Source organism: Methylobacterium sp. D54C (assembly GCF_053345595.1).
This window is the reverse complement of the sequence record NZ_JBKFAK010000030.1, coordinates 1-26,080: the sequence shown is the minus strand read 5'-3', so window position 1 is coordinate 26,080 and position 26,080 is coordinate 1. Positions and strand designations below refer to the sequence as shown.

Here is a 26,080-nt window from a genome sequence, read left to right as displayed (position 1 = left end):
GATGACCTTCGAGCGCTACCGCGGCACCCGCGTCCTCGTCACGGGTCACACAGGCTTCAAGGGCGCGTGGCTCGTCGCCTGGCTGCTCGATCAGGGCGCCGAGGTGATGGGCCTCGCCTTGCCGCCTCCGGCCGACCGGCCGAGCCTGTTCCGCGACCTCTCGCTCGCCGACCGGATGCAATCCGCCTGCGTGGATATCCGCGAGGCCGAGGCCGTGCGCGGAGCCGTGGCGGCGTTCCGTCCGGAGATCGTCTTCCACCTCGCGGCCCAGGCGCTGGTCCGGCGCTCCTACGCCGACCCGCTCGAGACCTTCGCGGTCAACGTCATGGGCACTGCCCACGTGCTGGAGGCGGCACGCCACACCGACTCGGTCCACGCGGTCGTCTGCGTCACCTCGGACAAGTGCTACGAGAATCGCGAGTGGGTCTGGGGCTACCGCGAATCCGACCCGCTGGGCGGCAAGGATCCCTACAGCGCCAGCAAGGCCGCCGCAGAGATCGTGGCCGGCAGCTACCGGCAGACCCTGATGCCCGGATCGCGCCTGCGCCTCGCCACCGCCCGCGGCGGCAACGTGATCGGCGGCGGCGACTGGTCCGAGGACCGGCTCGTGCCCGATCTCGTCCGCGCCATCCGGAGCCGAGCGCCGCTCGTACTGCGGAACCCGGACGCGGTCAGGCCCTGGCAGCACGTGCTCGAACTCCTGCACGGCTACCTGCTGCTCGGCGCGCGGCTCCTCGCCGCCGACGACGCGGCGGTCGGCGCCTGGAATTTCGGCCCGGCCCGCGCCAGCGAGGTCGCGGTGCGGCGGCTGATCGCGGAGGCGCTCACCGCCTGGGGCGGCGACCCCATCCCGGTCCAGATCGAGGCCTCGGCCCTGCGCGAGGCCGGGATCCTCAAGCTCGACGCGGCCAGGGCGGAGGCGGAGCTGGGCTGGCGCCCCCAGCTCGGCTTCGCCCACACGGTGCGCCTGACCATGGAGTGGTATCGCGACTATAGCGCGCGTCCCGCCGACGCCCGGGCGCTCGTCGCGGCCCAGATCGCGGAGTATGGCCGGCTCGCAGCCGGCCACGCAGACGAGGAAAGCGCCTGATCATGCACGCACGTCGCCCCACCCTCCGCTCACGCCCCACGGGCCGGGGAGACGGCCGGTGAAAGCCGTGATACTGGCGGGCGGCCTTGGCACGCGCCTGTCCGAGGAGACCGCCACGCGGCCGAAGCCGATGGTCGAGATCGGCGGCCGGCCGATCCTGTGGCACATCATGAAGGGCTACAGCCGCCACGGCATCAATGACTTCGTGATCTGCCTCGGATACAAGGGGTACATCATCAAGGAATATTTCGCGAACTACTTCCTCCACATGAGCGATGTGACCATGCACATCGCCGAGAACCGGATGGAGATCCACCGGAAGACCGCCGAACCCTGGACCGTGACGCTGGTCGATACGGGCGACCAGAGTATGACGGGCGGCCGCCTGAAGCGCGTCCGGCATCACCTGGAGCGCGAGGAGATGTTCGCGCTCACCTACGGCGACGGCGTCAGCGACGTCGATGTCACCGCGCAGATCGCCTTTCACCGCGCCCACGGCAAGCGCGCCACCGTAACGGCGGTGCGACCCGACAAGCGCTTCGGCTACCTCGCCCTCGACGGCGACCGGGTCACGGCCTTCGAGGAGAAGCCCGACAATGAGGGCGGCTGGATCAACGGCGGCTTCTTCCTGCTCGCCCCGTCGGTGATCGACACGGTCGCGGGCGACGAGACGGTCTGGGAGCGCGAGCCCCTGGAGGGCCTGGCCCGGGAGGGCGACCTGCAGGCCTTCATCCACGACGGCTTCTGGCAGGCGATGGACACGCTCCGGGACAAGACCAACCTTGAGGCGCTCTGGGCGTCGGGACGGGCACCGTGGAAGACGTGGTAGCGCCGCCGCCCTTCGGCCGCCTGCTCATCACCGGCGCGACCGGGTTCATCGGCGGACGCCTGACCCGGGGCTTCGCAGAGGCCGACATCGCCGTCGGCGCCCTGGTGCGGGCGGGCTCGGCCACCGAGCTCCTCGACCCGCGCGCGACGATCCTGCGCCACGACGGCGCCACGGACACGCTGCACGCCGCGATGCGCGCCTTCGCGCCCGAGGCGGTGATCCACGCCGCCACCCACTTCGTCGGCGTCCACGGGCCGGACCATGTGGCGCCGCTGATCCAGGCCAACCTGCTGTTCGGCACGCAGCTCCTCGACGCGATGGCGCGCTGCGGGGTCCGGCACATGGTCAATTTCGGCACGATCTGGCAGCATTTCGCGGGTGATCGCTACGATCCGGCGACCCTCTACGCGGCGACCAAGCAGGCCTTCGAGGATATCGCGGCCTACTACGCCGAGGCGGAGGGCCTCGCGATCCTGACCTTGAAGCTTCCGGACACCTACGGACCGGCGGATCGCCGCGGCAAGCTCGTCTCGGCCCTGCTCCAGGCTCAGCGGGAGGGGCGACGGCTCGACCTGTCCCCGGGCGAGCAGAGCCTCAACCTGATCCACGTCGACGACGTGCTGTCGGGGAGCCGCGCCGCCCTGGACAGGATCCGCGCGGCGCCGCCGCGTATGCAGGAAGCCTTCGCGCTCCGCGGGCCCGAGACGCTCTCGCTACGCGCGCTCGTGGCGCGCATCGAGCGTCTCGGCGCGCGGCCCGTTCCGGTGGCCTGGGGGGCGCGGCCCTATCGGGCCCGGGAGGTGATGCGGCCGTGGATGGGGCCGCTCCTGCCCGACTGGTCCGCCGCCATCGGCCTGGATCGCGGCCTCACCGAACTGATGGCGGCGCAGTGATGTTCGAGATCCGGACCAGCGACCTTCCGGGCGTGCTCGCCGTCCGCGCGCCTGGCAGCCGCGATGCCCGCGGCAGCTTCCACAAGCTGATGCACGCGCCGAGCCTCGCCGCTGCGGGGCTGAGGACCGATTTTGCCGAGGTCTACTGCTCCACATCGGCGGGGGGCGTGATCCGCGGCATGCATTTCCAGGTGCCACCCCACCAGCACGCGAAGCTCGTCTGGTGCTTGTCCGGCACAGTGACGGACGTCGTCCTCGACCTGCGCCGGGCCTCGCCCGGCTACGGCCGCGCCGTCGCCCTCGACCTCGACGGGGCGGCGCCCGCCGGCGTCTACATCCCGGAGGGCTGCGCCCACGGCTTCGCCGTGCGCTCCAGCGCGGCGACGCTGCTCTACCTGGTCACGTCGGTCCACGCCCCCGCCGCCGATGCCGGGATCCGCTGGGACAGCTTCGGGTTCGACTGGAGCATCGCGTACCCGACCCTGTCGGACCGGGATCGCCTGCATCCCGGCCTCGACGCCTTCCACACGCCGTTCTGAGCCATGCGCCCAGTCAGCGACAGGCGCGCCGACTGGACCGCAGGCGCGATCGCGGCGGGTCCCGTCGCCGATGTCAGTCTCACGCCGGGCGTATCCCGCGGTATAGCTGCCCGAGGCCCGCGACCGGACAACAGTGTTTCGCCCCCATGACCGACGCCCTGCGCACCGAGATCCTAAGCCTCGCCCGGACGCATTTCGAAGCCCGGGGGAAACCGGCCTTCGTGCCTGGCGAGACCTACATCCCGCCCTCCGGCAAGGTCATGGACGCGGAGGATTGCGCCCACCTGATCGACGCCTCCCTCGACATGTGGCTGACGGCGGGGCGCTACGCCGACCGGTTCGAGCGGGAGCTCGCGGCGGCGTTCGGACGGAAGCATGCGCGGCTGACCGTCTCGGGCTCGGCCGCCAACCTCCTGGCCTTCGCGGCGCTGACCTCGCCGAAGCACGGCGCGCGCCGCCTGCGGCCGGGCGACGAGGTGATCACCGTTGCGGCAGGCTTCCCGACCACCGTCGCGCCGATCGTGCAGCACGGCTGCGTGCCGGTCTTCGTCGACGTCGACGTCGAGACGCACAACGTCGATGTGGACCTCCTCGAGGCGGCGGTGACGCCGAAGACCCGGGCGGTGATGATCGCGCACTCGCTCGGAAACCCGTTCGACGCGATCCGCGTGGCCGAGATCTGCCGCCGCCACGGTCTCTGGCTGGTGGAGGATTGCTGCGACGCGTTCGGCGCGACCATCGGCGGGCAGGGGGTCGGGACCTTCGGCGACGTCGCCACCCTGAGCTTCTATCCGGCCCACCACATCACCACCGGCGAGGGTGGCGCAGTGCTGATGGACAAGGGCCCGCTCGCCAAGATCGTCGAGTCGTTTCGGGATTGGGGGCGGGACTGCTACTGCAAGCCCGGCACCGACAACACCTGCGGCAACCGCTTCGGCTGGAAACTCGGTGACCTGCCCCGCGGCTACGATCACAAGTACACGTACTCTCACATCGGCTATAATTTGAAGGTCAGTGACATGCAGGCCGCCCTGGGGGTGAGCCAGCTGACCAAGCTCGACCATTTCGTGGCGCGCCGCCGCGCGAACTTCGCCGGCGTGGAGCGGCGCCTGCGGGAGCGCGGTCTCGACCGGCTCTTCCATTTACCGCGGGCGACCCCGGGTTCGGAGCCGAGCTGGTTCGGCTACCTCCTGACGGTGCGGGACGAGGCCCCTATCGATCGGAACGCCCTCGTAGCGCGCCTGGAAGAGAGGCGCGTGGGGACCCGGCTGCTGTTCGCCGGCAACCTGACCCGGCAGCCCGCCTTCCGGGACGTGACCTACCGGGTCCACGCCCCGCTGATCCACACCGACAAGATCATGCGCGACAGCTTCTGGATCGGCGTCTGGCCCGGCCTGACAGACCCGATGCTCGACTACATGGCCGACATGCTGGCGGCGGTGTCGCGGGAACTCGGCGCCGGCTGACGGCCTCCTGCGGCCGCTGTGCTGACGGCAGGCTTGAGCGGTCCGCCCGCGCGCCCCACATGGACGGGAGCGACAGCGCGGGGCCGACCATGTACGACCTCATCCACACCCTCCGCCTCTGGCTCTGGCGCCGCCGAGTGCGGGCCATGGCGCGGGAGTGCCGGGCATCCGGGACCAGCGACGGCGACTGGATCGCCGCCACCGTCGCGGCCTCCGCGACGAGTTCGGGTCCGGGCGCGCCGGTCTCCTACGTGAGCGGCACCGGCCTGTAGCGGATCCCGCTCGGCCGGGCGCGGTCAGCCTTCCGGAGACGGCTCGGCGGCGGCGGCACCCGGCTCGGGCGCCGGGCCGGTGTCGAGGGTGCCGCTGTGGACCAGGGCGCCGGCCCAGGCGCCCGCAATGATCCGGACCTGCTCGATGGCCTCGGCGCGGGTGAAGGGCCTGTCACCACCTCCCGAACGGCCCTCGTCCCAGTAGACGTAGCCGGTGCGCCGGCCGCCGGCATCCTCGACGCAGGCGGCGTTCTCGAGGACGCAGATCCGGAGCGGGAGCTTGAGACCGAGTGTGGGCATAGGGCCCATATAGGGCGCCGATCCCGCGGGAAGTCGGCGCGCCCGCCGCTTGACGGTCGGTCTCAGGTGTCTCAGGTGGGTTTCGCCGCGTCGAGCGCCTGCTCCAGGTGCGTCACGACCTCGTCGCCCTTGGGCGGCGGCTCGGCCTCCTCGACCCGTCGGGCGACTTCCATGACGAGGTAGGTCACCGACGGCGGCCAAGCCACGCCGTTATCCAGGAGCATCCGGGCGGCGCTCACCAGCATCCGGAACTGGTCCGGCGGGATCGTGGTCCCGGCCTCGTGCTGCGCGAGGATGTGGTCGGCGATCGCGGCCGCAAGGCCGGCAACTTCGGCCATCTTGTTGGGCGGATCACCAGCCGTCATGTCAGGTCGCGCTCCGTCTGCGAAAGCACGGTGCGGAGCATCCGTCGCCTCTTCGGGGTCTCAGGCCGACACGGTTCCACAAGCAACCCTGGCGAGCAAGCCGTGTGGCCGCGGCACGCCTGCGTGGCCGTGGACGCCGCCGATTTCGGCGGCCTGCGCGCGCGGTCCGGGCGTTTCGCGGCCTGCGGTACCGGGACGGCGGACCTCCGCAGCGGCGGCGGCGCCGTCGGGACCGTCCCGGGGCGTCTACGCGGATGCCGGACGGTGGCGGGGCGCGGTCACGCCGAAGACCGAGCCCCGGTCGCGCCGGGATCGCACGGCGACCGGGTGATCGAGCGCCGCGGCGGTCTGCCGGACGATATGAAGGCCGAGCCCGAGACCGGCCCCGTCCCGGCGTCCGGCACGGTCGAAGGCGTCGAAGATGCCCGCCAGCCGTTCGGGCGCGATGCCGGGACCGCCGTCGTGCACCTCGATCGCCACGCGCCCCTGCCGGCGGCGGCATCCGACGACGACGCGGCCGCCCGGGCCCGCATACTTCACGGCATTCCCGACGAGGTTGCGCAGGATGGTCGTCAGCATGGCGACCTCGCTCGTGACCGTCAGCGCCGTGGCGCAGACCCGGACACGCACCCCGACCGCGTCGGCGTAGGGCCCCCACTCGGCCGCCACCGCCTCCAGGAGCGGGGCGACCGCGACGGGACCGAGCCGGGGCGCCACGCTGCCGGCCTGGGAGGAGCGGGCCAGATCGTCGAGTTCGCGGCCGAGCCGCACCAGCGCGTCGCTGGCGAGGCCGAGCCGGGCCGCGGCCCGGGGACCGACGCCGTCCGAGACCGCGCGGTCGATGGCCATGAGGGCCACCTGCAGGGGTTGCTTCAGGTCGTGTCCGGCCACGGCGAGCAGCCGGGCCATGGCGCTGCGGGCGGTCTCCGCGCGCAGCAGGGCCTCGTCGGGCGCCCCGCCCGGGCTCGCCATCGTCAGTCCCATCCCCGCCTCCTCGTCCGGCCCGCCGACGGCGCGCCGCTTCCATGGCGCGACCTTGGACCGTGGCCGCCCGCGCCGGAATCATACGGAGGTTTGATGTCCTAACCGGACCGGCCGCGGATCGGCGTGCCAGCGGGGCTCGTGACGGCCACGTGCCTGGGCACGCCCAGGCATGTCTCTAGGGTCCGGGCGCGCGATGCCGGTTCGGAGCCGGCCGGCGATCCCGTCACGGATCGGCAGGGCTCCTCGGCAGGCCCCTGGCGTCAGGCCCCGATCGTCTCTTCCAAGCAGCGGATCAGCTCGTCGGCCACGAGCGGCTTGCGCAGGAGATCGCGGGCGCCCCCGGCGAGGGCCCGGCGCCGGAGTGCGTCGTCGGTTAGCGCGGTCATCATGATGACCGGCAGGGCAGGGCGCTGCTCCCGGACGCGATCCTGCAACTCGATGCCGCTGATCCCCGGCATGTTCACGTCCGTCAACAGGCACGACACGTCGCTGCCGGCCATCGCGGCCAGGAAGGCCTCGCCCGAGTTGAAGGCCCGCGCGTCGTAGCCCAACGCCTCGAGGAAGCTGGACGTCGCGTCCAGAACCGCCTCGTCGTCGTCCACGACCGCGACCGCTTTCTTCCCGACCGGCACGAATCTCCCTCCGGCGCCTCTCGAAGGCGCATCGATCCCACCTCTGTGGGCCGGCGGCGGCTTCGACGAAATTATACGATGGTTTGATACGCGCGACGGACTCACATCCCGATGAACCGAGTCCTGCCACAGCAACGCAGGACCCGGGGCGCCGCGACGCGACCCGGTAGACATGGATTTCACGAGTTGAGGCAGGACTTCTTCGCCGATCCCCGATCCGATCGCCGCGACGAATCTGTCCAGTGCGGGTGCCAACGCGGCGATGTCCGGCATCGTTCCGCGCCGATCGGCCCGGGCCGGGTCTGCGGAAGCGACGGGGCGATGGGCCGGCTCAGACGGCGGCCCGGGCCTTGAGCAGCTCGGTCTTGCGCACGAGGTCGGCCACGGAGCCGGCCGCCATCTTCCGCATGACGTTGCCCCGGTGGATCTTGACCGTGATCTCGCTGATTCCGAGGGCGTGGGCGATCTGCTTGTTGAGCAGCCCCTTGACGACCTGTGCCATCACCTCGGCCTCCCGCGCCGTCAGGGTCGCGGCCAGCGCCTCGAGCTCGGCGACCCCCGCGCTCGACGCCCGCCGGGTCCTATCCCGCTCGATCGCGACCGCGATGGCGTCGAGCATGTCCTGATCGCGGAACGGCTTGGTCAGGAAATCGAGCGCGCCCGCCTTCATGGCCTGGACGGTCATGGGGATGTCGCCGTGGCCGGTCATGAAGATGATCGGCATGCGGTTGCCCATCGCGGCGAGCTTCGCCTGCAGGTCGAGGCCGCTGGATCCGGGCAGCCGCACATCGAGGATCAGGCAGCCCGGGCGGTCCGGCAGCGTCGCCGCGAGGAGGTCGCGCGTCGCGCCGTAGGCGAGGGTGTCGAGCCCGACGGAGTGCAGAAGGTCCTGCAGACCTTCGCGGACGCCCTCGTCGTCCTCGACGATGACCACCAGCGGTGAGGCCGTGTCGGCGCCGGGCTTCGCCGCGCCACCCCGGACGTTGCCTGACATCGTGATCGACGAGTCCCCGCGCGCCTCTGACAGGCTGCCCGCACGGGCAGTGCTTACAGGTTGTATCCGCGCCCGATCAAGCCGACCGTCTGTGGACGGCGCGGACCGCCGGCACGGGTCGCCCCGAATGGCCGCTCGCCGGACCGCTCCCGACGCGCCTATCGACTCGCGGCCAAGCTTGTGGCTATGAGCGGTTGCACTGTCCCCGGGACTGGCTCAACCTCCGGCGAGGTCAGCGCCTCCCGGCCCGGGACTCGCGGCCGCCCGCCTCCTCCGGCCGCGCGCCCGTCCGACAGGCTGTGCAGCGAGGCGCGGAGATGAGTGCGGTGGGCGACGCGCGTCCCAGGCAGACGACGGCGCGGGTCCTCCTCGCGAGCCTGATCGGCACGACGGTCGAGTTCTACGACTTCTACATCTACGCCACGGCGGCGAGCCTGATCTTCGGGCCGCTGTTCTTCCCGGCGGCGCTGCAATCGGCGGAGCTGATCAGCGCCTACGCGAGCTTCGGCCTCGCCTTCGTGGCCCGGCCGATCGGCGGCGCGGTCTTCGGGCATTTCGGCGACCGGATCGGGCGCAAGGCGACGCTGGTCGCCTCGCTCCTGCTGATGGGGCTCACGACCTCGGCCATCGGGCTGCTGCCCACCTTCGCGCTGGCCGGCTGGCTCGCCCCCGTCCTGCTCTGCCTCCTCCGGTTCGGGCAGGGCCTGGCGCTCGGCGGCGAGTGGAGCGGGGCCGCCCTGCTGGCGCTGGAGAACGCCCCGCCGGGCTGGCGCGCCCGCTACGCGATGTTCGCGCCGCTCGGAGCGCCCCTCGGCTTCTTCGTGGCCAACGGCCTGTTCCTCGTCCTGACCCTGACCCTCAGCGCGGAGCAGTTCGCGGACTGGGGCTGGCGGGTGCCCTTCCTGCTCAGCGTGCCCCTGGTCTGGCTCGGGCTCTGGGTCCGCACGAATCTCGGCGAGACCGAGGAGTTCGCCGCCGCCGTGAAGGACGCGCAGCCCCCGCGCGTCCCCCTCGTCGCGCTGATGCGCGACCATGCCGGGCAGGTCGTCGCCGGGATGTTCGGCGTCGTCGCGTGCTTCTCCCTGTTCTGGACCGCCACCGCCTTCGCGCTCGGCTATGGCACAACGACGCTCGGCTACTCCCGGGCCTCGTTCCTGACGGTCGAGCTCGGCGCGATCCTGTTCATGGCCGCCGCCATCGTCGTCGCGAGCTGGCTGTCGGACCGGCTCGACCCGGCCCGGGTGCTGATCGTCGGCTGCGCCGGGACCATCGTGTCGGGGATCCTGCTGGCGCCGATGCTCGGCAGCGGCTCCCTCGCGACCATCTTCGCCTTCCTGGCCTTCGCCCTGTGGGTGATGGGCTTCGTCAACGGGCCGCTCGGCGCGTGGCTGCCGAGCCTGTTCCCGCCGCAGGTGCGCTACACGGGGACTTCCGTGGCGTTCAACGTCGGCGGCATCATCGGCGGCGCCTTCTCGCCGATGATCGCCCAGGCGCTGGCCGCGCAGAGCGGCCTGACCGCGGTCGGCTTCTACCTCGCGCTGACCGGCGGGATCAGCCTCATCGCCTTCGACACGAGCGCCCGGCGGCGGGCGCTGGACGCGCTCGCCCGGAGCGAGCGCCGCTACCGCGCGCTGTTCGAGCAGAGCCACGTCGCGCTGTGCGAGGTCGATCTCTCCGAGGCGCAGGCCCACCTCGCCGAGGCGCGGGCCGCCGGCGCCCTCGGGCCCGACCTCCGCGGGCAGGCCGACGCCGCGCTCGTCGCCGCTTGCGCCCGGCGGATCGCGCTGGTCGACGTCAACGACGCGACGGTGCGGCTCCTCGGCTGCGGCTCCCGCGAGGCGGTGCTCGGCTCGATGAGCCGCTTCCTGCCGCCGGGCAACGACCTCGTCCTGCCGCTCCTGCAGCGGATCGACCGGGCGGGCGGCCGCTTCGAGGCCCAGGGCCGCCTGATCCGCACCGACGGGCGGGAGGTGACCGCGATCCTCGTCGTGGCGCTGCCGGACGACGAGGCGGCCCTCGACCGGGTTGCCTGCGCGATGGTCGACGTGACCGAGCGGGAGCGCGCCAAGGAGGCCCTGCTCGCGGCCCAGGCCGAGCTCGCCCGCGCGGGCCGGGTCTCGACCGTCGGGGCGATCTCCGCCTCCATCGCCCACGAGGTCAACCAGCCGATCGGCGCCATGGTGATGAGCGCCGAGGCCTGCCTGCGCTGGCTGCGGCGCGAGACGCCGGACCTCGAGGCGGCCGCGCGGGCGGCCGAGCGCGCCGTCCGCGACGGCATGCGGGCGAGCCGGATCGTGCAGCGGACGCGCGAGCAGCTCCGCCGCGACCGCAGCCAGCCCGAGATCCTCGACCTGGGCTCCCTCCTGGCGGAGGTCGCGACCCTCCTCGACCGGGAGATCCTGGCGGCCGGGGCGACGGTGCGGACGGTGATCGCCGCGACCGAGGCGCGCGTCCTGGCCGACCGCGTCGAGCTGCAGCAGGTCGTGGTCAACCTCGTGACGAACGGCCTGCACGCCGTGCGCGACCTGCCCGAGCCCCGCCGCGCGCTGCGGATCGCGCTGACCGCCCCCGCGCCGGGCCGGCTGCGGATCGCGGTCGTCGACAGCGGCACCGGCATCGATCCGGAGCAGCTGCCCAGGCTGTTCAGCCCGTTCTTCACCACCAAGCGCGACGGGATGGGCATCGGCCTCGCGATCTGCCGGACCATCGTCGAGTCCCATGGCGGCACGCTGACCGGCGGGAACAACGACGGGCCGGGCGCGACCTTCGCGGTCGAGCTGCCGGCGGCCGAGCCGGGCGCGGCGGGCGGTGCCGCGGCCGAGCCCGCCGCCGCCGGCTGAGCCTCAGCGGGCGGGAACGGCCGCGAACAGGCTGTTCAGCCCCTCCGCGGTAGTCGGATGGGCGAGGATCGCGCGCAACGCCGTGTAGGGCAGGCCGGCGAGCATGGCGACCTGGACCGCGGCCATGACCTCGCCGGCCTCCGCGCCGAGCATCGTGAATCCGAGGATGCGGTCGTCCGGGCCGATGACGGCCTTCATGAAGCCGTCGGTCTGCCCGGTCGTCCGCGTGCGCAGCACGGCCGCCATCGGCAGCCGCGCCACCCGGACGGCGTGACCGTCGGCCCGCGCCTCCGTCTCGGTCGACCCGACCCGCGCCAGCGGCGGGTCGGTGAACAGGCAGGACGGCATCAGCCGGCCCGCGGTCGAGCGCGGGATGGCCGCCAGCGTGTCGCGGATCACGCGGAAATCGTCCGCGGAGGCGTGGGTGAAGGCCGGGCTGCCCGCGCACTCGCCGATGGCCCAGACGCCCGGCGCGCTCGTCCGGAGGTGGTCGTCGACCTCGATGACGCCCCGCTCGGTGAGCGCCACGCCCGCGCGGTCGAGACCGATCTCGTCGGTGTTCGGCGCGCGCCCCGCCGCGACGAGGATGTGGCTCGCGGCGATGACCGCCTCACCGGCGCCGCCGCGCACCCTGATCTCCACGGCCTCGCCCGAGCGGCCGCGCACGCGGACCACCTCCGTGCCGGTGCGGATCGCCAGCCCCTCGGCCTCGAGGAGCTGCGCGAGGGCGGACGCCACGTCCGGATCCTCGCGGCCCGCGATCCGGGGCCCGTGCTCGATCACCGTCACCGCGCTGCCGAACCGGCGGTAGGCCTGGGCCAGTTCGAGGCCCACGTAGCCGCCGCCGAGGACGACGAGGTGAGCGGGCACGGCGTCGAGTTCGAGCGCCTCGATATGGGTGAGCGGCCCGGCCTCGCGCAGGCCCGGGACGCCCGGGATGGTCGCGCGGGTGCCGAGATTCAGGAAGATCTGCTCGGCCGTCATCGCGCGCGAGCCGCCCGCGTTCAGCGCGACCGTGAGCGCTCTGGGGCCCGTGAAGCGGGCCGTTCCCATGACGAGCTCCGCGCCGCTCTCGCGGTAGCGGTCGAGGTGCATGTCGATGAGGTCGCGGACCATCGCCCGCTTGCGCGCGACCACCCGGCCCATATCCACCGCGACCGGTCCGGTCTCGATGCCGTACCGGTCGGCCTGCCGGGCGCGGTGGGCGATCTCGGCGCTCCAGATCTCGTTCTTGCTCGGCAGGCAGTTGGTGTTGGGGCAGGAGCCCCCGATCCAGCGGCGCTCGATCACCGCGACCCTCTGGCCGGCCTTGGCGAGGTGCCACGCCAGGAACTTGCCGCCCTCGCCGCTGCCGATCACGAGGGCATCGTAGTGGTCGTCCATGGTATTTCCTCCGCGATCCCGAGATCTGCGGAAAACGTAGAGGCCTCACGACCGAACGGATATCATGCGTCGGTATGATAGACCGGTCCCGACCGCCCGGCGCGCAGGTTTCGTGCGCATCGAGTCTCGGATGATCCGACCGAAACCTCGGCCGGACTGAGCTGGATCGGCCCATCGCCGCAGTTCCGTCCATCGCTGACGGGCGATCGCCCGTTCCGGTCGGCGCCTCTGCAGGCAGGCCTGCCGCAATCCCGCGCCCTCCGCTTCGAAGGCTCGGATCCCTGAACACGCGGGTTCGCCGCGGCCGCGGCCCGGGCGCGTGACCGGCCGCCCGCGCGCCGCCGCGCGAAGCTTTCAGGGCCGAGACCCGGGGCGATGGACTGTCCTCGGCCGGCCCTGATCCCGGGGGCGGGCCGCGGAGGGGCACCGTTTCGGGTGACGACCCCTAACCTTCGTATGATTCCGCGCGGCCGGGGGCGGCGGTACCTCTCGCGACACGGCACACGATCCGGACCGCGCCTTCGCCCGTCCCCGAAGACACGTTGCCCGGCCGGTTCGCACGCCGAGACACGTCGCGGCGTCCCCATCCCACGAGGTCGAACGATGGTCCAGCTCACGATCAATGCGCGTCGCTACACGGTGGACGCGGAACCGGACACGCCTCTGCTGTTCGTCCTGCGCGACAGCCTCGGGCTGACCGGCACGAAGTACGGCTGCGGCATCGGGCAGTGCGGCGCCTGCACGGTGCTGCTCGACGGCGCGGCGACCCGCTCCTGCCAGATCCCCCTGGAGAGCGTCGGCGACCAAGCCATCACGACGATCGAGGCGATCGAGCAGGACCCGGTCGGTGCCCGGGTCGTGGCCGCCTGGGTCGGCATCGAGGTGCCCCAGTGCGGCTACTGCCAGTCCGGTCAGGTCATGGCCGCCACGAGCCTGCTCAAGCAGACCCCGAAGCCGACCGAGGCCGACATCGCCGGCGCCATGACCAACCTGTGCCGGTGCGGAACCTACAACGCCATCGCCGCCGCCGTGCGGCAGGCCGCGGCCTGAGGAGGCGCACGATGACCGACCTCACGCCCCCCGCCCGCCCGGATCGCCGCGAACCGGTGCGCAACCTCTCCCGCCGCGGCTTCCTGGGGGCCGCCTCGGGCGCGCTGTTCCTCGGGGTCGGCCTCCGGGTCGCGCCGGCCGCCGGCCAGACCCGCGCCGAAGGCCCGGCGGCCGTCGCGCCGAAACCCGGGACCCGCGTGACGGCCTTCCTGGAGATCCGCCCCGACGACACCGTGCGCCTGCTCAGCCCCTTCGTGGAGGGCGGCCAGGGCATCAACACCGGCCTCGCCCAGACGATCGGCGAGGAGCTCGACCTCGACCCGGCGCGCTTCGCGGTGGAATGCGCCCCGCCCGGCCCCGACTACGCGGTCGTCAACGGGCTGCGGATGACCGGCGGGTCGTTCTCGACACGCTCCAGCTTTGAGGCCATGCGCCGCCTCGGCGCCACCGCCCGCGAGATGCTCCTGCGGGCGGCGGCCGCCGAGCTCGCCGTGCCGCAGGCCAGCCTGACCACCGAGAACGGGCGCGTGATCCACGCCGCCTCCGGCCGGAGCCTCGGCTACGGCGCCCTGGCCGCCGCGGCGCTGGCGCTGCAGCCGCGGGACGATGTCGCCCTGAAGGATCCCAGAGATTTCCGCTGGATCGGCAAGCCGGTGGCGCGCCTCGACATGCGCGACAAGTCCACCGGCCGGGCCGTCTACAGCATCGATATCCGGCTCGACGGCATGGTCCACGCCGCGATCCGGCACGCGCCGCATCTCGGCACCGAGCCGGAGGCGATCGCCAACGCCGCGGAGGTCCGGGCGATGCCGGGCGTCCAGGCGGTCGAGCGCCTGCCGGGCACGGTGGCGGTGGTGGCCGACACGTGGTGGCGGGCCCGCAGGGCCGTCGAGGCCCTGCAGGTGACCTGGACCCGGCCGGCGCCCGACGGCGTCGCCACCGTCTCGGCGGGCTTCTCCTCGGCGGCGATGCTGGCCGCCCTCCGGGACGCGGCCGGCCCCGGCGTTCCGGCCGAGCAGGCGGGCGACCCGGACGCCGCCTTCGCGGGCGCGGCCAAGGTGGTGGAGGCGGCGTACGACGCGCCCTACCTCGCCCACGCGCAGCTCGAGCCGCCCTCGGCGGTGGCGCGCTTCGCCCCCGATGGCAGCCTCGACCTCTGGGTGCCGAACCAGATGCCGGAGCTGTTCCAGCAGGTCGCCGCCAAGACGGCCGGGCTGCAGCCGGATCAGGTCCGGATCCACTCGCCGATGCTCGGCGGCTTCTTCGGGCGCCACTTCCACTACGGGCCGGCGAGCCCGTTCCCGCAGGCGATCCTGCTCGCCAAGGCGACGGGCAAGCCGGTGCGGGTGCTGTGGTCGCGGGAGGAGGAGTTCGGCATGGACGCCGTCCGCCCCCTGAGCTTCGCCCGGTTCAGGGCGGCGCTCGGTCCGGACGGGATGCCGGTGGCGCTGGAGACCACCGCGGTGGGGGAGGGCCCGATCGGGCGCTGGTTCGGCGCGCTGTTCAAGGGGCCGGTGGATTCCTCGGTGGTGGAGGGCCTCGACCGGAAGCCCTACGCGATCCCGAACCGGCGGCTCACCTACGTGAAGGTGCCGCACCCGGTGACGATCGCGTTCTGGCGCTCGGTCGGGCACTCGATGAACGATTACTTCTACGAGAGCTTCCTCGACGAGATCGCGCAGGCCGGCGGCCAGGACCCGTTCGCCCTCCGGATGACGCTCCTGAGGGACAGCGCCCGCCACCGCACCCTGCTGCAGGCGGTGGCCGACCTCGCGGGCGGCTGGACGCGCGGGCCGTTCCGGGCACAGGACGGCACGCGGCGGGCGCGGGGCGTGTCGATGGCCTCGCCGTTCGGGTCGGAGACGGCGACGATCGCCGAGGTGTCGCTCGAGAACGGCGAGGCGCGGGTGCACGATCTCTGGATAGCCATCGATCCGGGCCGCGTGGTCAACCCGGCGATCGTGAAGCGCCAGGTCGAGAGCGCGGCGGCGCTCGGCCTCTCGTCGACGCTGCTGGAGCAGGTCGTCTACGAGAACGGGGAGCGGCAGGCCCGGAACTTCGACGCCTACCCGATCCTCGACCGGGAGCGGATGCCGCGGGTGCACGTGGCGATCGTCGAGAGCGGGGCGCCGATGGGCGGCATCGGCGAGCCCGGCCTGCCCGGCGTGCCGCCGGCGGTGGTCAACGCGGTCGCGGCGCTGACCGGCCGACGCCTGCGCAGCCTGCCCCTGGCCAAGGAGACCCTCTCGGGGACCTGACGCCGACCGATGACCCCGGGCGATGACCCCGGGCGATGACCCCGGGCGATGACCCCGGGGCCTGCCCCCGAAAGTCCCGCGTCCCGACTGGAAGCGGGATTTTCGGATGCCGTATAGCGGGGGCGCGGCGGGCCTGCATCGGGGCCGGCCCCGGGAACCGCCGACATGAGCAACGGTCTGACGCCGACGGCCGACCGGATCGTCGTGGCCAGCGAGGCCGACTGGAACGACGCGTGGTACCTCGTCTGCATGAAGGTCTCGACGATCGGCTTCGTCGTCGTCGATGCCCGCGAGCGGGTCGCCACCCTCGACGCGCTGGCGGCGGCCGGAATCACCGACATCGCCGCCCACCTCGACGCCCATCCGGACGTGGCCGACCGCCTGCGGCACGGGATGGTCATCCTCGACGTCAACGAGGCGGCGGTGCGGATGTTCGGCGCGGGCGGCCGCGCGGACATGATCGGGCAGCGCACGCAGCGCTTCTTCGACCCGCTCTGCACCGCCCAGGTCAATTCCGCCCGGGCCTTCGCGGCGGGCGCAACCTCGTTCCAGCAGCAGGCGCACAGCGTCCGGCTCGACGGATCGCGCTTCGAGACGCTGTTCTGCGTGGTCCCGCGGGCGGACGGCGCCACCTCCGGCCTGTGGCTCGCCTCCTTCGTGGACATCACCGAGCACGTCGCGCGGCAGATGTCGCTGGAGGTGCTGCGCGACGAGCTGGCCCACGTCTCCCGGATCTCGACGCTGGGCGAGCTGTCGGCGTCGATCGCGCACGAGCTCGGGCAGCCCCTGTCGTCGATCGGCATGACCGCCGGGGCGATGCTGCGCCTGCTCGACCGCGCGGACCTCGACCGCGACCTGCTCCGGCGGCAATGCCAGCGCATCGTCGATCAGGTCACGCGGGCCGGGGACATCATCGATCGCACCCGCCGCATGGCCGCCAAGCGGGACAGCGTCCGCGCGCCCGTCGCCGTGGCGGAGGTCCTGGCCGAGGCCGCGCGGTTCGTGGCGCACGACCTGAACCGCACCGAGATCAGGCTCACCGTCGCCCCGGCGGACGCGGCCGCGCAGGTCCTCGCGGACCGGATCCAGCTGCAGCAGGTCTTCGTCAACCTGCTGATGAACGCCATCCAGATCCATCGGCAGGCGCGGACCCCCGGGCCCGAGATCGCGGTTGAGACCGTCTGCCGGGACGGGTCGATCACGGTCGACGTCGTCGATAACGGGCCGGGCCTCGATCCCGGCACCGTCGACCGGCTGTTCGACGGCTTCTTCACGACGCGGGCCGAGGGGCTCGGCCTCGGTCTCCGGATCTGCCGGACCATCGTGGCGGCCCATGGCGGCTCGATCGACGCGAGCCCCCGCGGCGGGGCGCCGGGCGCCCGCTTCTCGGTGTGCCTGCCGCTCGCCCGGTCCTGACCGGGCGGCCGCGGGAAGCGGGCAGGGAGCGGGCAGGGGCGCCCCGGCCGGGACGCCCCCCGAGGGCCTCAGGCGGCGTCGGCGCACGCGGTCCGGTACCGGCTCGCCGGCGTCGCCGCGCCGAGCTGGGCGGCGAGTTCGAGGCGCGCGGCGTCCAGCGCGGACCAGGCCGCACCGTTCTCCAGGGGCGGGATCGTGACGACCTCACCGGCATCGAATCCCGCGAGCGCGGCCGCGACCAGGTCGGACGGCGTCATGACGATGCTGGCCGGGAGGTTCCGGTGGCCGCCGACGCCGGCCACGGTCCAGAACTCGGTGGCCGTCGCGCCGGGCAGGACCGCCTGGATCCGGACGCCCCTGGGGGCGAGTTCGTGCTGCAGCGCCTGCGTGAAGGCGAGAACGTAGGCCTTGCTCGCCCCGTAGACGCCGTTGAGCAGTTCGGGATTGAGGGCGACGGTCGAGGCGACGTTGATGATCGCCCCGTGCCCCCGCGCGATGAAGGCCGGCGCCGCCGCGTAGGCGAGGCGCGTCACGGCCGTGACGTTCACGCCGATCATGCGCTCCATCTCGTCCGGATCCGCCTGGAGCAGCGGGGCCGCGGAGCCGAAGCCGGCGTTGTTGACCAGGAGGGTGATCGCCGGGTCGCTCCGCAGGCGGTCCTCGACGCGCCGGAGACCGGCACGGTCGTTGACGTCCGCCGCGAGCGCCTCGACGGTGCGGCCCGAGGCGCCGCGCACCGTCTCGGCGACCGCCTCCAGGCGATCCGCGTTCCGGGCGGTCAGGATGAGATCGTGGCCGCGCGCGGCGAGCTGTTCGGCATAGATCGCGCCGATCCCGCCCGAAGCGCCGGTGATCAGAGCAGTTCCCTTGGCACATTCCGTCACGATAACTCTCCGTCTGTGCTGCTGAATGACGGAAAGTGTAGCGATCGCGACGGAGGCTTACATTTATACGGATGCGGGCCGGCGCCATACCTTGGTATGACCCGGTGGCATGATCGGGCCGCCTTGCCCAACGCCCGTCGGGCAGGCGCGGGGAGGCCGGTGCGGCGCCGGCCCGCTGACGGAATCGGCGCCCGAGATCCGCCGCGCGTCGATCCGGGAGAGGTGCACCCGCGGCCTCGCCATGCTAGAACGAAAGCGGAACAGATCATACGGGCGGGCCGGGCACAATCTGCGGGCGAGACTCTTCTTCCGGCCCCGTTGACGCGTGTGGATACGGCTCGAAAACTCCGGTCGTGGCGCGCCCTTGGGCGGCCCGTGCGGTCTGTGGAGAACCTGTGACGAACCGGGGTGCAGGACGACGATGGCGATGAGGACGGCGTTCGTGGTGCAGCCCTTCGAGCTGCACCGGAAGCGGCTGCGGCCGGCCCGGCAGGAGCCTGCGCAGACCGAGAGCGGGGCGGTGAAGAAGGCCGAGAACATGGCCAGGCGGATGCCGGGCGCGGCGGCGCTGAAGGTGGTGGCCGACGACGAGACCGGCGAACTGGAGGGCGTCACGATCCTCGGCCAGTGGGGCGAGATCCCCGACGACTTCGCAGAGAGCCTGCAGGGCGCCTAGGCCACAGATCACCAGCGGGGCGGGAGAGCGCCATGTCGGCGGTTCGGCGGGTCGGGAACTTCCTCCAGGTGCAGGACGGCGACGGCTGCCGGCACCTGCTGCGCGTGACGAGCGTCCAGGCGCTGAGCGACACGGACCTGATGCGCAACGAGACGTTCATCACCGCGGCGGGGCGAACGATCCGGGTGACGCAGCCGCTCGACGAGATCGTGGACCTCGTGGCGCCGGGCGAGCGGGCGGCGCCGGGGCCGCAGGAGGAGCCGTGGCCGTTCTAGCCGCGGGAGATCATCCCGCGCGCCATCTGCAGCAGCAAGCGGCGGTCCGACAGGGTGAGCGCGTGCCAGACGCGCAGCAAATCCCCCGTCATGTCGATCGCGGCGAGCGCCTCGGATTCGTCGAGGAAAGCGTCTTCGGGCACGCCGAGGGCGTGCGCGATCTGCCGGAGCATCGATCTCTTGTCGTTCGGCCCGAACTTTCCACCCTCGAATTCCGGATCCGCCAAATCAATCTCCGACGGACGCGCGGCGGCGTCGCTTTAAATCTACAGTATCTTTATAACGTGAGAGTGCGAACACCGCATCGATGAATCGGAAATAAATTTTACCGGTATGTTGATACTAATTATTTCGCAGCCGATCATTATCTAAGATTGAAAGCAGAACCTGAGTTAGACACAGCGATCAAAATTCGTTGGCTCGCAACAGACTTGCTCGGCTTCGGCATTGAACGCCGCGCGGGATCATCCCTCCCCGGCGACGGGCGGTCCCGGGCCGCGGGTCAACGGTGCGATGGTCCCGTGCCCGCGCGCCGCCGCCCGCCGCGTCGGGATGCCGGCGGTGGGACGGTCGACCTGTCTCGCCCCGATCCAGCATGGGGCGGGACGGATCCTCAGGACGGGGTCCGGCGATCAGCTGCCGCCGCTGCCGTCGCCGCTCCCCTTGCCGACCTGGGGTACGCCGCGCTCCGGCTGGCCGGCATTCCCGCCGGCGGCCGAATCCGTCGTGATGGTCGTCGCCCCCGTCCCGGTGGGCGCGACGACGGCGGTGCTGCCCGGACCGCTGTTCTGGCTGCCGCCGGGAACGACGACGGTTCCGGCCGGGGTGCCCGGCGTCACCGGCTGCGCTGGTCCGGGTTGCCGGATCGGTGCGGGACCGGTGCTGGTCTGTGCCGAACCGGGCGACGCCGCGACCAGCGCGAAGATGGCGAAGAGGGCATGACGCATCATGTGCTCCTTGGCATCTCGGCCCTGACTGTGCCTCACGCACGGGCCTCCGTGCCCGAACGCGGGAGCGCGGACCCGGTTTCCGACACCCGTCGCCGTCGTGCGCCGCCGATCGTCGTGCCCGGTCGCGCCCGGTGCGCAGGGTCTCGCTCGCGAGCGGAGCGCCAACCCTCCGGATCGGCGCACGAAAAGGCCCCGCGCGGCGCTGCCGGCGGGGCCGAAGGTGGGTCTGCCTTGGGAGGATGCAGAGGCAGATGCTTAGCCGGCGTTGCGCCGCCGGTGCACCGGCGACACGACATGCCGGCCCCGCAGGGACCGCCGGTCACGGCGGCGTCACGCTTGCATGCCGGGCCGGCCCCGCCCCGTGCGGTGGACGGCCGGGACCGCGGCGCGGCGCCGAAGGTCCCGCCATCCTTGGATAACCATGTCGACCGCCGGCTTGTGGACGCAGCGGCAGCGTCGTCGACAGCGTCATCGACAGCGTCCTGCCGCTGTGGTGCTGATCGGCGGCGAGGAGTCCCATGAAGCACATCATCGTTCTGGCCATCGCGGCCACGGCCCTGACGGCCTGCAACGCGGCGAACCGGCCCGGCCGCGGCGAGCTCTTCATGAGCGAGGCCGACGTCGCCGCGAAGGACGACGCGATCTGCCGGGGCTACGGCGCCGAGCCGGGAACGCCGGAATACGTGCAGTGTCGGGGAACCCAGGACCAGCGGCGCGACGCGGCCCAGGCGCCCCGCCGCAGCGGCTGAGTGCGGCGGCCGCGAGGGCGCGGCCTCCGGGACCAATGCCCCGCTCGCGCGTTGTCCGCGCGGACCGCTTTCCCTGGAGCGCGTGATGCTCGCCCGATCCGCCCTGATCTTCATCGTCCTGACGTCGGGGGCCCAGGCCGCCGCCTTCGACGACCTGAAAGGCTATCTGGCGTCCTGCCTGCGGTTCGAGATGGCCGGCGCCCCAGCGGAACGCGGCGGGCCGCTGTCGTCCAAGGTCCGCCGCGCCCTGGACCGGTGCTCCGACGACGTCGCGCGCCTCGACCGGGCGGACGGGCGCCGGCTGCGCGGTGACGGTGGGATCAGCCCGTCGACCAAGGAGGTCATCCGGAGCGTCGTGAGTGGCGGGGCCGGCGGCGTCCGCACGGTCCGGTACTGACCGCCGGCGGTTCGCCCGGCGCATCGATCGGGTGGCGCCGATCACCGGGCGTTAACCTTCCGGCCGCACCTCACGGGGCCCGCTCGCGAGGAGATGCCGATGCCGAAGCGCCTGACGATCACCGTCCCGCACGACCTCGGGACAGCCGAGGTTCGCCGGCGCATCGACCTGCACATGGACTGGGCTTTCCGTCGCCTGGAGGCGGAGAAGATCCGCGTCGAGGCCGAGGACTGGCTGGGTAATCGCCGCTCCTTCTCGGGCAGCGGCTACGGGCAATCGGCGCGCGTCGCCATCCAGGTGGCGGATGACGCGCTGGAGGTCGAGGCGCTGGTGCCCTGGATGGCCAGCCTGTTCGCGCCCGTCATCGAGTCGGTCGGGCGCCACTACGTCGGGCGCCTCCTGTCCGACGAGGCCGCCTGACGCGCGCGGCCCGGGGCGGCGATCGGTCCGGGGTGCCCGCGGGGCGGTTGTGGCCCGGTCGTGCCGGGGCTAAACGCGCCGGCTCGATGGCGGCGCAGGGGCCCGGATGAGCGATGACGTGGCGGCCCTGCTCCTCGCGCTCGCGACCGAGAACGCCGAGCTGCGCCAGCAGCTCGCCACCGCGCAGGACATGCTGATGGAGACCGCCATCGACGCCGGCCATCTCCACGCCCGCATCGAGGCGCTTCAGGCCGAGCGCGACGCGTGGCAGGCGGAGGCCGAGCGCTTGGCGCGCCGGCCCCCGCGTTCCCTGTGAGCGCTCGCAGCACCCGGCGTGCCGAACCTGCGGGCGGGTGAGACCGAGGCCGCCGGCGCGACCGGGGAGGGCACGCTCGGGCCCCGGGGCGCATCGGCGAGAGCCCGCGCGGGAGCGGACTCACGCCGTCCCTCACGCCTTCCCGGGTTGCGGGCGGGGCACGCGCACGTCGACCGTCTGGCCGGTGAGGGGATTGAGGATCAGCATGGCGGCGGTCTCCTGTGTGTGACGGTAGAACGCCGTCCGCGGGCGCCGGGATCACGCTGCGGCGTGCCGTGGCGCACAGGCGGCGACGGGGTCGCCGAGCCCGGATCCGTGCCGGAAACGGCCTCCGGCGAGGCCCGCGAAGCTCGCCACGGTCGGGATGCCGCCTTACCTCAGGGCGTGGCGCCCTGGCGGCCGCCAGGGGCAGAACACCTGGAGGATCGATATGGCCATCGATAGATCCGGTGAGCGTGCCGCGCTCGATACCGAGGTAGAGCATACCCAGGACACCATCGCGAAGCTTCGCGAGGCTGCCGACGGAACGCCGCCCGGACACAGTTCGCGCGTGGCGCTGAAGAAGGCCGAGGAGAAGCTGGCCGAGCTGGTCAAGCACATCACCCGGCGCGACCGGACGGGTTAGCGCGGCCCCGGACGCGGGGACCGCCGGACAGGTCCCCGCGCGCCGTCCGCCACCTCGGCGCCACCCGCCGGCGAGCCGGCTCTCGATCCCATGTTACCGCCCGACGGATCCGGCGCGGGCGGCGCCAGGATCGTCCGCAGCGCACCCGCAGCGACGACAAACCCTCCCCGCGCGGGCGTCCGGCAGCGCCGCACTCGGACATGTCGGCGCGTCGCCCCCTGGCCGCGCGGCCGCGCCGCGGACCGATGCACGCGCCCCGGGCGCAGGCCCCGAGCACACCGCCATAACTTCATCAGTATTTAACAGATCTATCCAGAGTTAATCTGCCATTTACTATGTTTTTTCCGACGCGGCGAGCCTGTGTGTCCGTAAAACTACAGCTATTCTGCTCAGAGCTTGGTAGTCTTATCACCAGATCGAAACCCGGATCGCCCTCATGACCAAGCTCATCGCCTCCCTAGCCGCCTTCACTGCGCTGACCGCCGCGGCGTCCGCCGCCGACCTTCCGCGCCGCGCCGCGCCGCCGCCGGTGTTCACGCCGGTGCCGGTGTTCACCTGGACCGGCTTCTACTTCGGTGTGAACGCCGGCTACGGCTTCGACGCCAACAGCCGCAACACCACCAGCTACGCCCTGCCCGGCGGCTCGCTGATCAACTCCCCCGGCACCGCCGGCGTCGTCAGCGTCAACAACCGCAACAACAACGACGGCTTCTCGGGCGGCGCCCAGATCGGCTACAACTACCAGTTCACCCCGGGCTCCGGCATCGTGATCGGCTTCGAGGCCGACGCCCAGTACGTCGACTTCGCCCGCCGCGCCAACGCCACCCAGAACTACAGCTTCCTCGGCTTCCCCGGCGTCGCCTTCTCCAACCCGCCGGCCTTCGTCGCCACCAGCGGCAACGGCCTCGACTACTTCGGCACCGTGCGCGGCCGCCTCGGCTACGCCTTCGACCGCACCCTCGTGTACGGCACCGGCGGCTTCGCCTACGGCTCCGGCCAGGACGACCAGAACTTCTCCGGCAACCGCTTCCGCGACAGCTTCCGCACCGGCTGGGCCGCCGGCGGCGGCGTCGAGTACGCCCTGCCCACCGACTCGTTCCTGAACTTCTTCCGCTCCTCGGCCGTCACGCTGAAAGTCGAAGGCCTCTACGTCAGCCTCGACCGCCAGAAGAACTCGGCCGGCGGCGTGTTCTACGGCAACCTCCTGCCCCCGAACGGCACCGCCTACCTCAACGGCGCCGCTGCCAAGACCGAGTTCGCCGTCGTCCGCGCCGGCCTGAACTACAAGTTCGGATCCTACTGAGATCGGGTCGCGCCGCTCCCGGCCTCCACGCCGGGAGACGCGGCGGCGGGCGAGGGGGGCAGGTCCGCCTCATCGCCCTCCGGCCGCCGAAGAGCAGCCTTCCGGTTGGCCTTCGCATCCCCAGCCCGATCAAACTGGCCGCGAGGTCGGCAACACCCTGGAAGCGCACGCTCCCAGGGTGTTCCTGCGTTCCGCCACGGTGCGCCACGGCGCCCAGCCGCTCGCCGAGAGCGGCGGGCGCGTCGCTACCAGTACCGGTTCGGCCAGCAGCGCCGCCCGCCGCGACCCAGGTGGAAGCCGCGCGGGCAGGCCCGACCGACATAGCCGCCCCACTGGCCGCCGGCGCGGCACCCGCCATAAGGGCCGCGATGGCCATAGGGCCCGCAGCCGCCGTAGACGTGCTGGATCAGCCCGTCCTGCGCGGCGGGGAGCGGAGAACCCGCGACGGGCAGCGCCGAGGCCGGCGCGGCGAAGCCGACGGCGAGCAGCGTCGCGGCGGCGAGGGACTTGAGCATCAACCGATCTCCAGGTCTTGGCTGAGCCGATCTCCGTCGGCACTGACCGAATACCTGCCCTCGGCTGAAGGCCGGGTGTCACGGACCGTCTCGATTGCCCGTATCGCTGGAGCTTTTCTTTAAGCGCTGTCTCGATACTGGCGCTCCACCCGCCCAAGCGTCCGCCTCGACCAAGACGACAGTGTCCGCCGGACCTGCGGCCCGGATCACCCGCTCACGTCGGGAGAGCCGTCGCCGATCCGTCGCTCTGCTGCGGGGCAGTATGCGGCCGGCTGCCGGCCTGCCAGATCCAGTTGCCCGCGATGGACCCCGCGGAGACGCGTTCCACGACGACGAGCGCGATCACCAGGGGCTTTGAGGTCGCGCTTTTCCACTTCCCCGGATCCGTCCACACGGTCTCCCATTCGGCTTGCGGCGAGCGGTCCGCGTGCCGGCCTGGATCGGCCCGCGCCCGTCTCTCCAGAGTCAATCCGCCGAACGGCGCGACGGGTCCGAGGCGTTGCGGCCGCAACACGGCCATTCGTCGGCCATCCGGTACATTCGGCTCTCGGAGACCGCGGTTGAAATGCCCGAATGTCTCAGCTGCGATTGTGCGGCGGCTCGACTGCCGCGCGTTGGGGTTCGATGCAGAGGATGAGAACTCGGCATCTCGAACAGGCGGCGGCGTCGCGCACGTCGACGACCCGCACTCCGCTCGCCTGCGGGCCAGTTATCTGCAGCCCGATCGTTGCAAGGGTCGATCTTATTCCCGACACCTTCATGCATGCGCCGCATATCTGGCGTGAGGCATGTGGCATACCAAGAAGTCGCGTGCAGTGCGATATCGTTTCTCACGCACCGCACAAAAGGACGCCGCCGATGCCCCTCCTCACTGCCCTCGCCCTTCTCCCCTTCGCCGCCATCGCCAACTTCGCTTTCGTGGTGGCGCTGGCCAATCACTTCGACGCCGACAAGCCGGCTACGGGCCTCACCGGCCCGGTTCCGACGCTGGCTTGAGCCAAGTCGGAGCCGTTCTCACCCGGCCGCGATCGAGGATCCCCTGATCTCGGTCGGGCCGGGAGGTGAGCTCCGGGTCCCACTCGGCGGCCAGTTGGAGCAACGCCAAGGCGAAGACCTGGGGCGTCAGCCACTCCCCAGGGCCGTGTGAGGACGGCACTGGTTGTACTCGCCGCCTTCACGTCTCGATCCTGCTCCTCGTCTCGGCGAGGGACAAGGCCCCAGTTGCGTTCAGGCGCAGGCCGTCGTTGAATGCCTCGACCAGCGCGTTGTCGGTCGGCATGCCAAACCGCGGAACGTCCGGAGTGATGCCGTTCTCGTAGGCCCAGCGGACCGGCTCCATCGAGACGCACTAAGGTCCGCTGTCGACCTTCATCGGACCCGATGTCCGGCGCAGAAGTGCCGATCGGGCGACCATGCCGGCCACCCACTCACCCTCGTTGTCTTGGCGACCTCGGTCGCCGACGCCTCACGAGCGCCGCCTCGGCGAACACTTCAGAACTGCAGTTCAGACTGGCGCGGGCGTATCCGTCAGCGCGCGACCGCGTCGTCGCGGAAGCCGCGGGCATTGAAGATCCGCCGGACGACGCCGGTGCGCTTCGCCTCATCCATCCACGCCGTTACGCAGGCGAGGGCGACCGGTCGGCCCTTCGGGACGGCGAC

Annotated in this window: 31 protein-coding genes; 19 read left to right on the top strand and 12 right to left on the bottom strand. The window is 72.1% G+C overall.

The window, feature by feature from the left end; all coding sequences use genetic code 11:
• Nucleotide 1: 1 nt before the first annotated feature.
• From rfbG to ACLBYB_RS29260, 6 genes are all read left to right on the top strand, one after another.
• A complete protein-coding gene (gene rfbG, locus ACLBYB_RS29285) occupies nt 2-1,090 on the top strand; it encodes a CDP-glucose 4,6-dehydratase (protein WP_447700889.1) in 1,089 nt (362 codons plus the stop codon).
• A 58-nt stretch (nt 1,091-1,148) separates the two neighbouring features.
• Nucleotides 1,149-1,919 carry a glucose-1-phosphate cytidylyltransferase gene (gene rfbF, locus ACLBYB_RS29280; RefSeq protein ID WP_447700888.1) on the top strand — a complete coding sequence of 257 codons (771 nt, stop codon included), beginning with the start codon at nt 1,149-1,151 and terminating at the stop codon, nt 1,917-1,919.
• A complete protein-coding gene (locus ACLBYB_RS29275; protein ID WP_447700887.1) occupies nt 1,904-2,812 on the top strand; it encodes an NAD-dependent epimerase/dehydratase family protein in 909 nt (302 codons plus the stop codon). Before rfbF ends, ACLBYB_RS29275 begins: the two co-directional genes overlap by 16 nt.
• On the top strand, nt 2,812-3,351 hold the full coding sequence (locus ACLBYB_RS29270; protein WP_447700886.1) for a dTDP-4-dehydrorhamnose 3,5-epimerase family protein: 540 nt from the start codon (nt 2,812-2,814) through the stop codon (nt 3,349-3,351). Before ACLBYB_RS29275 ends, ACLBYB_RS29270 begins: the two co-directional genes overlap by 1 nt.
• A 146-nt stretch (nt 3,352-3,497) precedes the next feature.
• A complete protein-coding gene (gene rfbH / locus ACLBYB_RS29265) occupies nt 3,498-4,817 on the top strand; it encodes a lipopolysaccharide biosynthesis protein RfbH (RefSeq protein ID WP_447700885.1) in 1,320 nt (439 codons plus the stop codon).
• Between the two features lie 59 nt (nt 4,818-4,876).
• Complete coding sequence (locus ACLBYB_RS29260; RefSeq protein WP_427508336.1) at nt 4,877-5,089, top strand: hypothetical protein; 213 nt, start codon at nt 4,877-4,879, stop codon at nt 5,087-5,089.
• 24 nt (nt 5,090-5,113) lie between these two features.
• On the opposite strand, the gene ACLBYB_RS29255 is transcribed toward ACLBYB_RS29260, so the two are convergent.
• The 5 genes from ACLBYB_RS29255 to ACLBYB_RS29235 form a co-directional block, all read right to left on the bottom strand.
• Nucleotides 5,114-5,389, bottom strand: coding sequence for a hypothetical protein (locus tag ACLBYB_RS29255; protein ID WP_053621787.1), 276 nt, complete (start codon nt 5,387-5,389; stop codon nt 5,114-5,116).
• Nucleotides 5,390-5,460: 71 nt separating this feature from the next.
• The gene (locus ACLBYB_RS29250; RefSeq protein WP_020094713.1) at nt 5,461-5,754 is read right to left on the bottom strand and encodes a hypothetical protein; all 294 of its coding nucleotides are present in this window, start codon (nt 5,752-5,754) and stop codon (nt 5,461-5,463) included.
• Nucleotides 5,755-6,000: 246 nt separating this feature from the next.
• On the bottom strand, nt 6,001-6,738 hold the full coding sequence (locus ACLBYB_RS29245) for a sensor histidine kinase (protein WP_447700884.1): 738 nt from the start codon (nt 6,736-6,738) through the stop codon (nt 6,001-6,003).
• Between the two features lie 260 nt (nt 6,739-6,998).
• Nucleotides 6,999-7,370 (bottom strand): response regulator transcription factor, encoded by a 372-nt coding sequence (locus tag ACLBYB_RS29240; protein WP_056526640.1) that lies wholly within the window; start codon nt 7,368-7,370, stop codon nt 6,999-7,001.
• 331 nt (nt 7,371-7,701) lie between these two features.
• Entirely contained in the window at nt 7,702-8,364 is a 663-nt protein-coding gene (locus ACLBYB_RS29235; RefSeq protein WP_056526642.1) for a response regulator transcription factor, read from the bottom strand.
• A 317-nt stretch (nt 8,365-8,681) separates the two neighbouring features.
• On the opposite strand from ACLBYB_RS29235, the gene ACLBYB_RS29230 reads away from it, so the two are divergent.
• Nucleotides 8,682-11,204 (top strand): MFS transporter, encoded by a 2,523-nt coding sequence (locus ACLBYB_RS29230; RefSeq protein ID WP_447700883.1) that lies wholly within the window; start codon nt 8,682-8,684, stop codon nt 11,202-11,204.
• Nucleotides 11,205-11,207: 3 nt separating this feature from the next.
• Here the strand turns inward: ACLBYB_RS29230 and ACLBYB_RS29225 are convergent, their stop codons facing one another.
• Nucleotides 11,208-12,587: a mercuric reductase gene (locus ACLBYB_RS29225; protein ID WP_447700882.1), complete on the bottom strand. Its 1,380-nt coding sequence runs from the start codon at nt 12,585-12,587 to the stop codon at nt 11,208-11,210.
• Between the two features lie 603 nt (nt 12,588-13,190).
• Here ACLBYB_RS29225 and ACLBYB_RS29220 point away from each other — a divergent pair.
• The 3 genes from ACLBYB_RS29220 (at nt 13,191) to ACLBYB_RS29210 (ending at nt 17,311) form a co-directional block, all read left to right on the top strand.
• Complete coding sequence (locus ACLBYB_RS29220) at nt 13,191-13,637, top strand: (2Fe-2S)-binding protein (protein WP_020094719.1); 447 nt, start codon at nt 13,191-13,193, stop codon at nt 13,635-13,637.
• 11 nt (nt 13,638-13,648) lie between these two features.
• Nucleotides 13,649-15,895: a molybdopterin cofactor-binding domain-containing protein gene (locus tag ACLBYB_RS29215; RefSeq protein ID WP_447700881.1), complete on the top strand. Its 2,247-nt coding sequence runs from the start codon at nt 13,649-13,651 to the stop codon at nt 15,893-15,895.
• A 165-nt stretch (nt 15,896-16,060) separates the two neighbouring features.
• Nucleotides 16,061-17,311: a sensor histidine kinase gene (locus ACLBYB_RS29210; protein ID WP_447700880.1), complete on the top strand. Its 1,251-nt coding sequence runs from the start codon at nt 16,061-16,063 to the stop codon at nt 17,309-17,311.
• A 68-nt stretch (nt 17,312-17,379) separates the two neighbouring features.
• Here ACLBYB_RS29210 and ACLBYB_RS29205 read toward each other — a convergent pair whose 3' ends face one another.
• The gene (locus tag ACLBYB_RS29205; RefSeq protein ID WP_447700879.1) at nt 17,380-18,195 is read right to left on the bottom strand and encodes an SDR family NAD(P)-dependent oxidoreductase; all 816 of its coding nucleotides are present in this window, start codon (nt 18,193-18,195) and stop codon (nt 17,380-17,382) included.
• 421 nt (nt 18,196-18,616) lie between these two features.
• Here ACLBYB_RS29205 and ACLBYB_RS29200 point away from each other — a divergent pair, with 421 nt between their 5' ends.
• Nucleotides 18,617-18,871, top strand: a complete 255-nt coding sequence (locus ACLBYB_RS29200) for a hypothetical protein (RefSeq protein ID WP_020094723.1) — start codon at nt 18,617-18,619, stop codon at nt 18,869-18,871.
• Between the two features lie 32 nt (nt 18,872-18,903).
• Nucleotides 18,904-19,146, top strand: a complete 243-nt coding sequence (locus ACLBYB_RS29195; protein ID WP_427508347.1) for a hypothetical protein — start codon at nt 18,904-18,906, stop codon at nt 19,144-19,146.
• Here the strand turns inward: ACLBYB_RS29195 and ACLBYB_RS29190 are convergent.
• Together ACLBYB_RS29190 and ACLBYB_RS29185 are read right to left on the bottom strand one after the other, a co-directional pair.
• Complete coding sequence (locus tag ACLBYB_RS29190; RefSeq protein ID WP_056526661.1) at nt 19,143-19,373, bottom strand: hypothetical protein; 231 nt, start codon at nt 19,371-19,373, stop codon at nt 19,143-19,145. The genes ACLBYB_RS29195 and ACLBYB_RS29190 overlap by 4 nt on opposite strands.
• Nucleotides 19,374-19,778: 405 nt before the next feature.
• A complete protein-coding gene (locus ACLBYB_RS29185) occupies nt 19,779-20,096 on the bottom strand; it encodes a hypothetical protein (protein WP_091928387.1) in 318 nt (105 codons plus the stop codon).
• Nucleotides 20,097-20,614: 518 nt separating this feature from the next.
• Here ACLBYB_RS29185 and ACLBYB_RS29180 point away from each other — a divergent pair.
• The 6 genes from ACLBYB_RS29180 (at nt 20,615) to ACLBYB_RS29155 (ending at nt 23,906) form a co-directional block, all read left to right on the top strand.
• A complete protein-coding gene (locus ACLBYB_RS29180) occupies nt 20,615-20,845 on the top strand; it encodes a hypothetical protein (protein ID WP_020094727.1) in 231 nt (76 codons plus the stop codon).
• Nucleotides 20,846-20,930: 85 nt separating this feature from the next.
• Nucleotides 20,931-21,242 (top strand): hypothetical protein, encoded by a 312-nt coding sequence (locus ACLBYB_RS29175; RefSeq protein WP_020094728.1) that lies wholly within the window; start codon nt 20,931-20,933, stop codon nt 21,240-21,242.
• Nucleotides 21,243-21,341: 99 nt separating this feature from the next.
• Nucleotides 21,342-21,662 (top strand): polyhydroxyalkanoic acid system family protein, encoded by a 321-nt coding sequence (locus tag ACLBYB_RS29170; RefSeq protein ID WP_056526667.1) that lies wholly within the window; start codon nt 21,342-21,344, stop codon nt 21,660-21,662.
• A gap of 106 nt (nt 21,663-21,768) precedes the next feature.
• Complete coding sequence (locus ACLBYB_RS29165) at nt 21,769-21,978, top strand: hypothetical protein (protein WP_026605187.1); 210 nt, start codon at nt 21,769-21,771, stop codon at nt 21,976-21,978.
• Between the two features lie 430 nt (nt 21,979-22,408).
• Entirely contained in the window at nt 22,409-22,603 is a 195-nt protein-coding gene (locus ACLBYB_RS29160; RefSeq protein WP_447683418.1) for a hypothetical protein, read from the top strand.
• Nucleotides 22,604-23,039: 436 nt separating this feature from the next.
• Nucleotides 23,040-23,906, top strand: coding sequence for an outer membrane protein (locus tag ACLBYB_RS29155; RefSeq protein WP_447700878.1), 867 nt, complete (start codon nt 23,040-23,042; stop codon nt 23,904-23,906).
• A gap of 245 nt (nt 23,907-24,151) precedes the next feature.
• On the opposite strand, the gene ACLBYB_RS29150 is transcribed toward ACLBYB_RS29155, so the two are convergent.
• Entirely contained in the window at nt 24,152-24,421 is a 270-nt protein-coding gene (locus ACLBYB_RS29150; RefSeq protein ID WP_354454966.1) for a GCG_CRPN prefix-to-repeats domain-containing protein, read from the bottom strand.
• A 214-nt stretch (nt 24,422-24,635) separates the two neighbouring features.
• Nucleotides 24,636-24,941 (bottom strand): hypothetical protein, encoded by a 306-nt coding sequence (locus ACLBYB_RS29145; RefSeq protein ID WP_447683419.1) that lies wholly within the window; start codon nt 24,939-24,941, stop codon nt 24,636-24,638.
• 338 nt (nt 24,942-25,279) lie between these two features.
• Between ACLBYB_RS29145 and ACLBYB_RS29140 the strand changes: the two genes are divergently transcribed.
• Entirely contained in the window at nt 25,280-25,417 is a 138-nt protein-coding gene (locus ACLBYB_RS29140) for a hypothetical protein (protein WP_447683420.1), read from the top strand.
• Nucleotides 25,418-25,595: 178 nt separating this feature from the next.
• Here ACLBYB_RS29140 and ACLBYB_RS29135 read toward each other — a convergent pair whose 3' ends face one another.
• Nucleotides 25,596-25,760: a hypothetical protein gene (locus ACLBYB_RS29135; RefSeq protein ID WP_447683421.1), complete on the bottom strand. Its 165-nt coding sequence runs from the start codon at nt 25,758-25,760 to the stop codon at nt 25,596-25,598.
• Nucleotides 25,761-26,080 lie beyond the last annotated feature (320 nt).

What these genes read in the sequence shown, in the direction of transcription:
- ACLBYB_RS29170 (WP_056526667.1), top strand. Translation starts at nt 21,342, where the DNA reads ATGCCGAAGCGCCTGACGATCACCGTCCCGCACGACCTCGGGACAGCC.
- ACLBYB_RS29235 (WP_056526642.1), bottom strand. Translation starts at nt 8,364, where the DNA reads ATGTCAGGCAACGTCCGGGGTGGCGCGGCGAAGCCCGGCGCCGACACG.
- ACLBYB_RS29135 (WP_447683421.1), bottom strand. Translation starts at nt 25,760, where the DNA reads ATGGAGCCGGTCCGCTGGGCCTACGAGAACGGCATCACTCCGGACGTT.
- ACLBYB_RS29210 (WP_447700880.1), top strand. Translation starts at nt 16,061, where the DNA reads ATGAGCAACGGTCTGACGCCGACGGCCGACCGGATCGTCGTGGCCAGC.
- rfbH (WP_447700885.1), top strand. Translation starts at nt 3,498, where the DNA reads ATGACCGACGCCCTGCGCACCGAGATCCTAAGCCTCGCCCGGACGCAT.
- ACLBYB_RS29255 (WP_053621787.1), bottom strand. Translation starts at nt 5,389, where the DNA reads ATGCCCACACTCGGTCTCAAGCTCCCGCTCCGGATCTGCGTCCTCGAG.
- ACLBYB_RS29145 (WP_447683419.1), bottom strand. Translation starts at nt 24,941, where the DNA reads ATGGCCGTGTTGCGGCCGCAACGCCTCGGACCCGTCGCGCCGTTCGGC.
- ACLBYB_RS29165 (WP_026605187.1), top strand. Translation starts at nt 21,769, where the DNA reads ATGAGCGATGACGTGGCGGCCCTGCTCCTCGCGCTCGCGACCGAGAAC.
- ACLBYB_RS29225 (WP_447700882.1), bottom strand. Translation starts at nt 12,587, where the DNA reads ATGGACGACCACTACGATGCCCTCGTGATCGGCAGCGGCGAGGGCGGC.
- ACLBYB_RS29245 (WP_447700884.1), bottom strand. Translation starts at nt 6,738, where the DNA reads ATGGGACTGACGATGGCGAGCCCGGGCGGGGCGCCCGACGAGGCCCTG.
- ACLBYB_RS29260 (WP_427508336.1), top strand. Translation starts at nt 4,877, where the DNA reads ATGGACGGGAGCGACAGCGCGGGGCCGACCATGTACGACCTCATCCAC.
- rfbG (WP_447700889.1), top strand. Translation starts at nt 2, where the DNA reads ATGACCTTCGAGCGCTACCGCGGCACCCGCGTCCTCGTCACGGGTCAC.
- ACLBYB_RS29195 (WP_427508347.1), top strand. Translation starts at nt 18,904, where the DNA reads ATGTCGGCGGTTCGGCGGGTCGGGAACTTCCTCCAGGTGCAGGACGGC.
- ACLBYB_RS29185 (WP_091928387.1), bottom strand. Translation starts at nt 20,096, where the DNA reads ATGATGCGTCATGCCCTCTTCGCCATCTTCGCGCTGGTCGCGGCGTCG.
- ACLBYB_RS29180 (WP_020094727.1), top strand. Translation starts at nt 20,615, where the DNA reads ATGAAGCACATCATCGTTCTGGCCATCGCGGCCACGGCCCTGACGGCC.
- ACLBYB_RS29175 (WP_020094728.1), top strand. Translation starts at nt 20,931, where the DNA reads ATGCTCGCCCGATCCGCCCTGATCTTCATCGTCCTGACGTCGGGGGCC.
- ACLBYB_RS29270 (WP_447700886.1), top strand. Translation starts at nt 2,812, where the DNA reads ATGTTCGAGATCCGGACCAGCGACCTTCCGGGCGTGCTCGCCGTCCGC.
- ACLBYB_RS29160 (WP_447683418.1), top strand. Translation starts at nt 22,409, where the DNA reads ATGGCCATCGATAGATCCGGTGAGCGTGCCGCGCTCGATACCGAGGTA.
- ACLBYB_RS29155 (WP_447700878.1), top strand. Translation starts at nt 23,040, where the DNA reads ATGACCAAGCTCATCGCCTCCCTAGCCGCCTTCACTGCGCTGACCGCC.
- ACLBYB_RS29230 (WP_447700883.1), top strand. Translation starts at nt 8,682, where the DNA reads ATGAGTGCGGTGGGCGACGCGCGTCCCAGGCAGACGACGGCGCGGGTC.
- ACLBYB_RS29150 (WP_354454966.1), bottom strand. Translation starts at nt 24,421, where the DNA reads ATGCTCAAGTCCCTCGCCGCCGCGACGCTGCTCGCCGTCGGCTTCGCC.
- ACLBYB_RS29250 (WP_020094713.1), bottom strand. Translation starts at nt 5,754, where the DNA reads ATGACGGCTGGTGATCCGCCCAACAAGATGGCCGAAGTTGCCGGCCTT.
- ACLBYB_RS29220 (WP_020094719.1), top strand. Translation starts at nt 13,191, where the DNA reads ATGGTCCAGCTCACGATCAATGCGCGTCGCTACACGGTGGACGCGGAA.
- ACLBYB_RS29215 (WP_447700881.1), top strand. Translation starts at nt 13,649, where the DNA reads ATGACCGACCTCACGCCCCCCGCCCGCCCGGATCGCCGCGAACCGGTG.
- ACLBYB_RS29200 (WP_020094723.1), top strand. Translation starts at nt 18,617, where the DNA reads ATGGCGATGAGGACGGCGTTCGTGGTGCAGCCCTTCGAGCTGCACCGG.
- ACLBYB_RS29140 (WP_447683420.1), top strand. Translation starts at nt 25,280, where the DNA reads ATGCCCCTCCTCACTGCCCTCGCCCTTCTCCCCTTCGCCGCCATCGCC.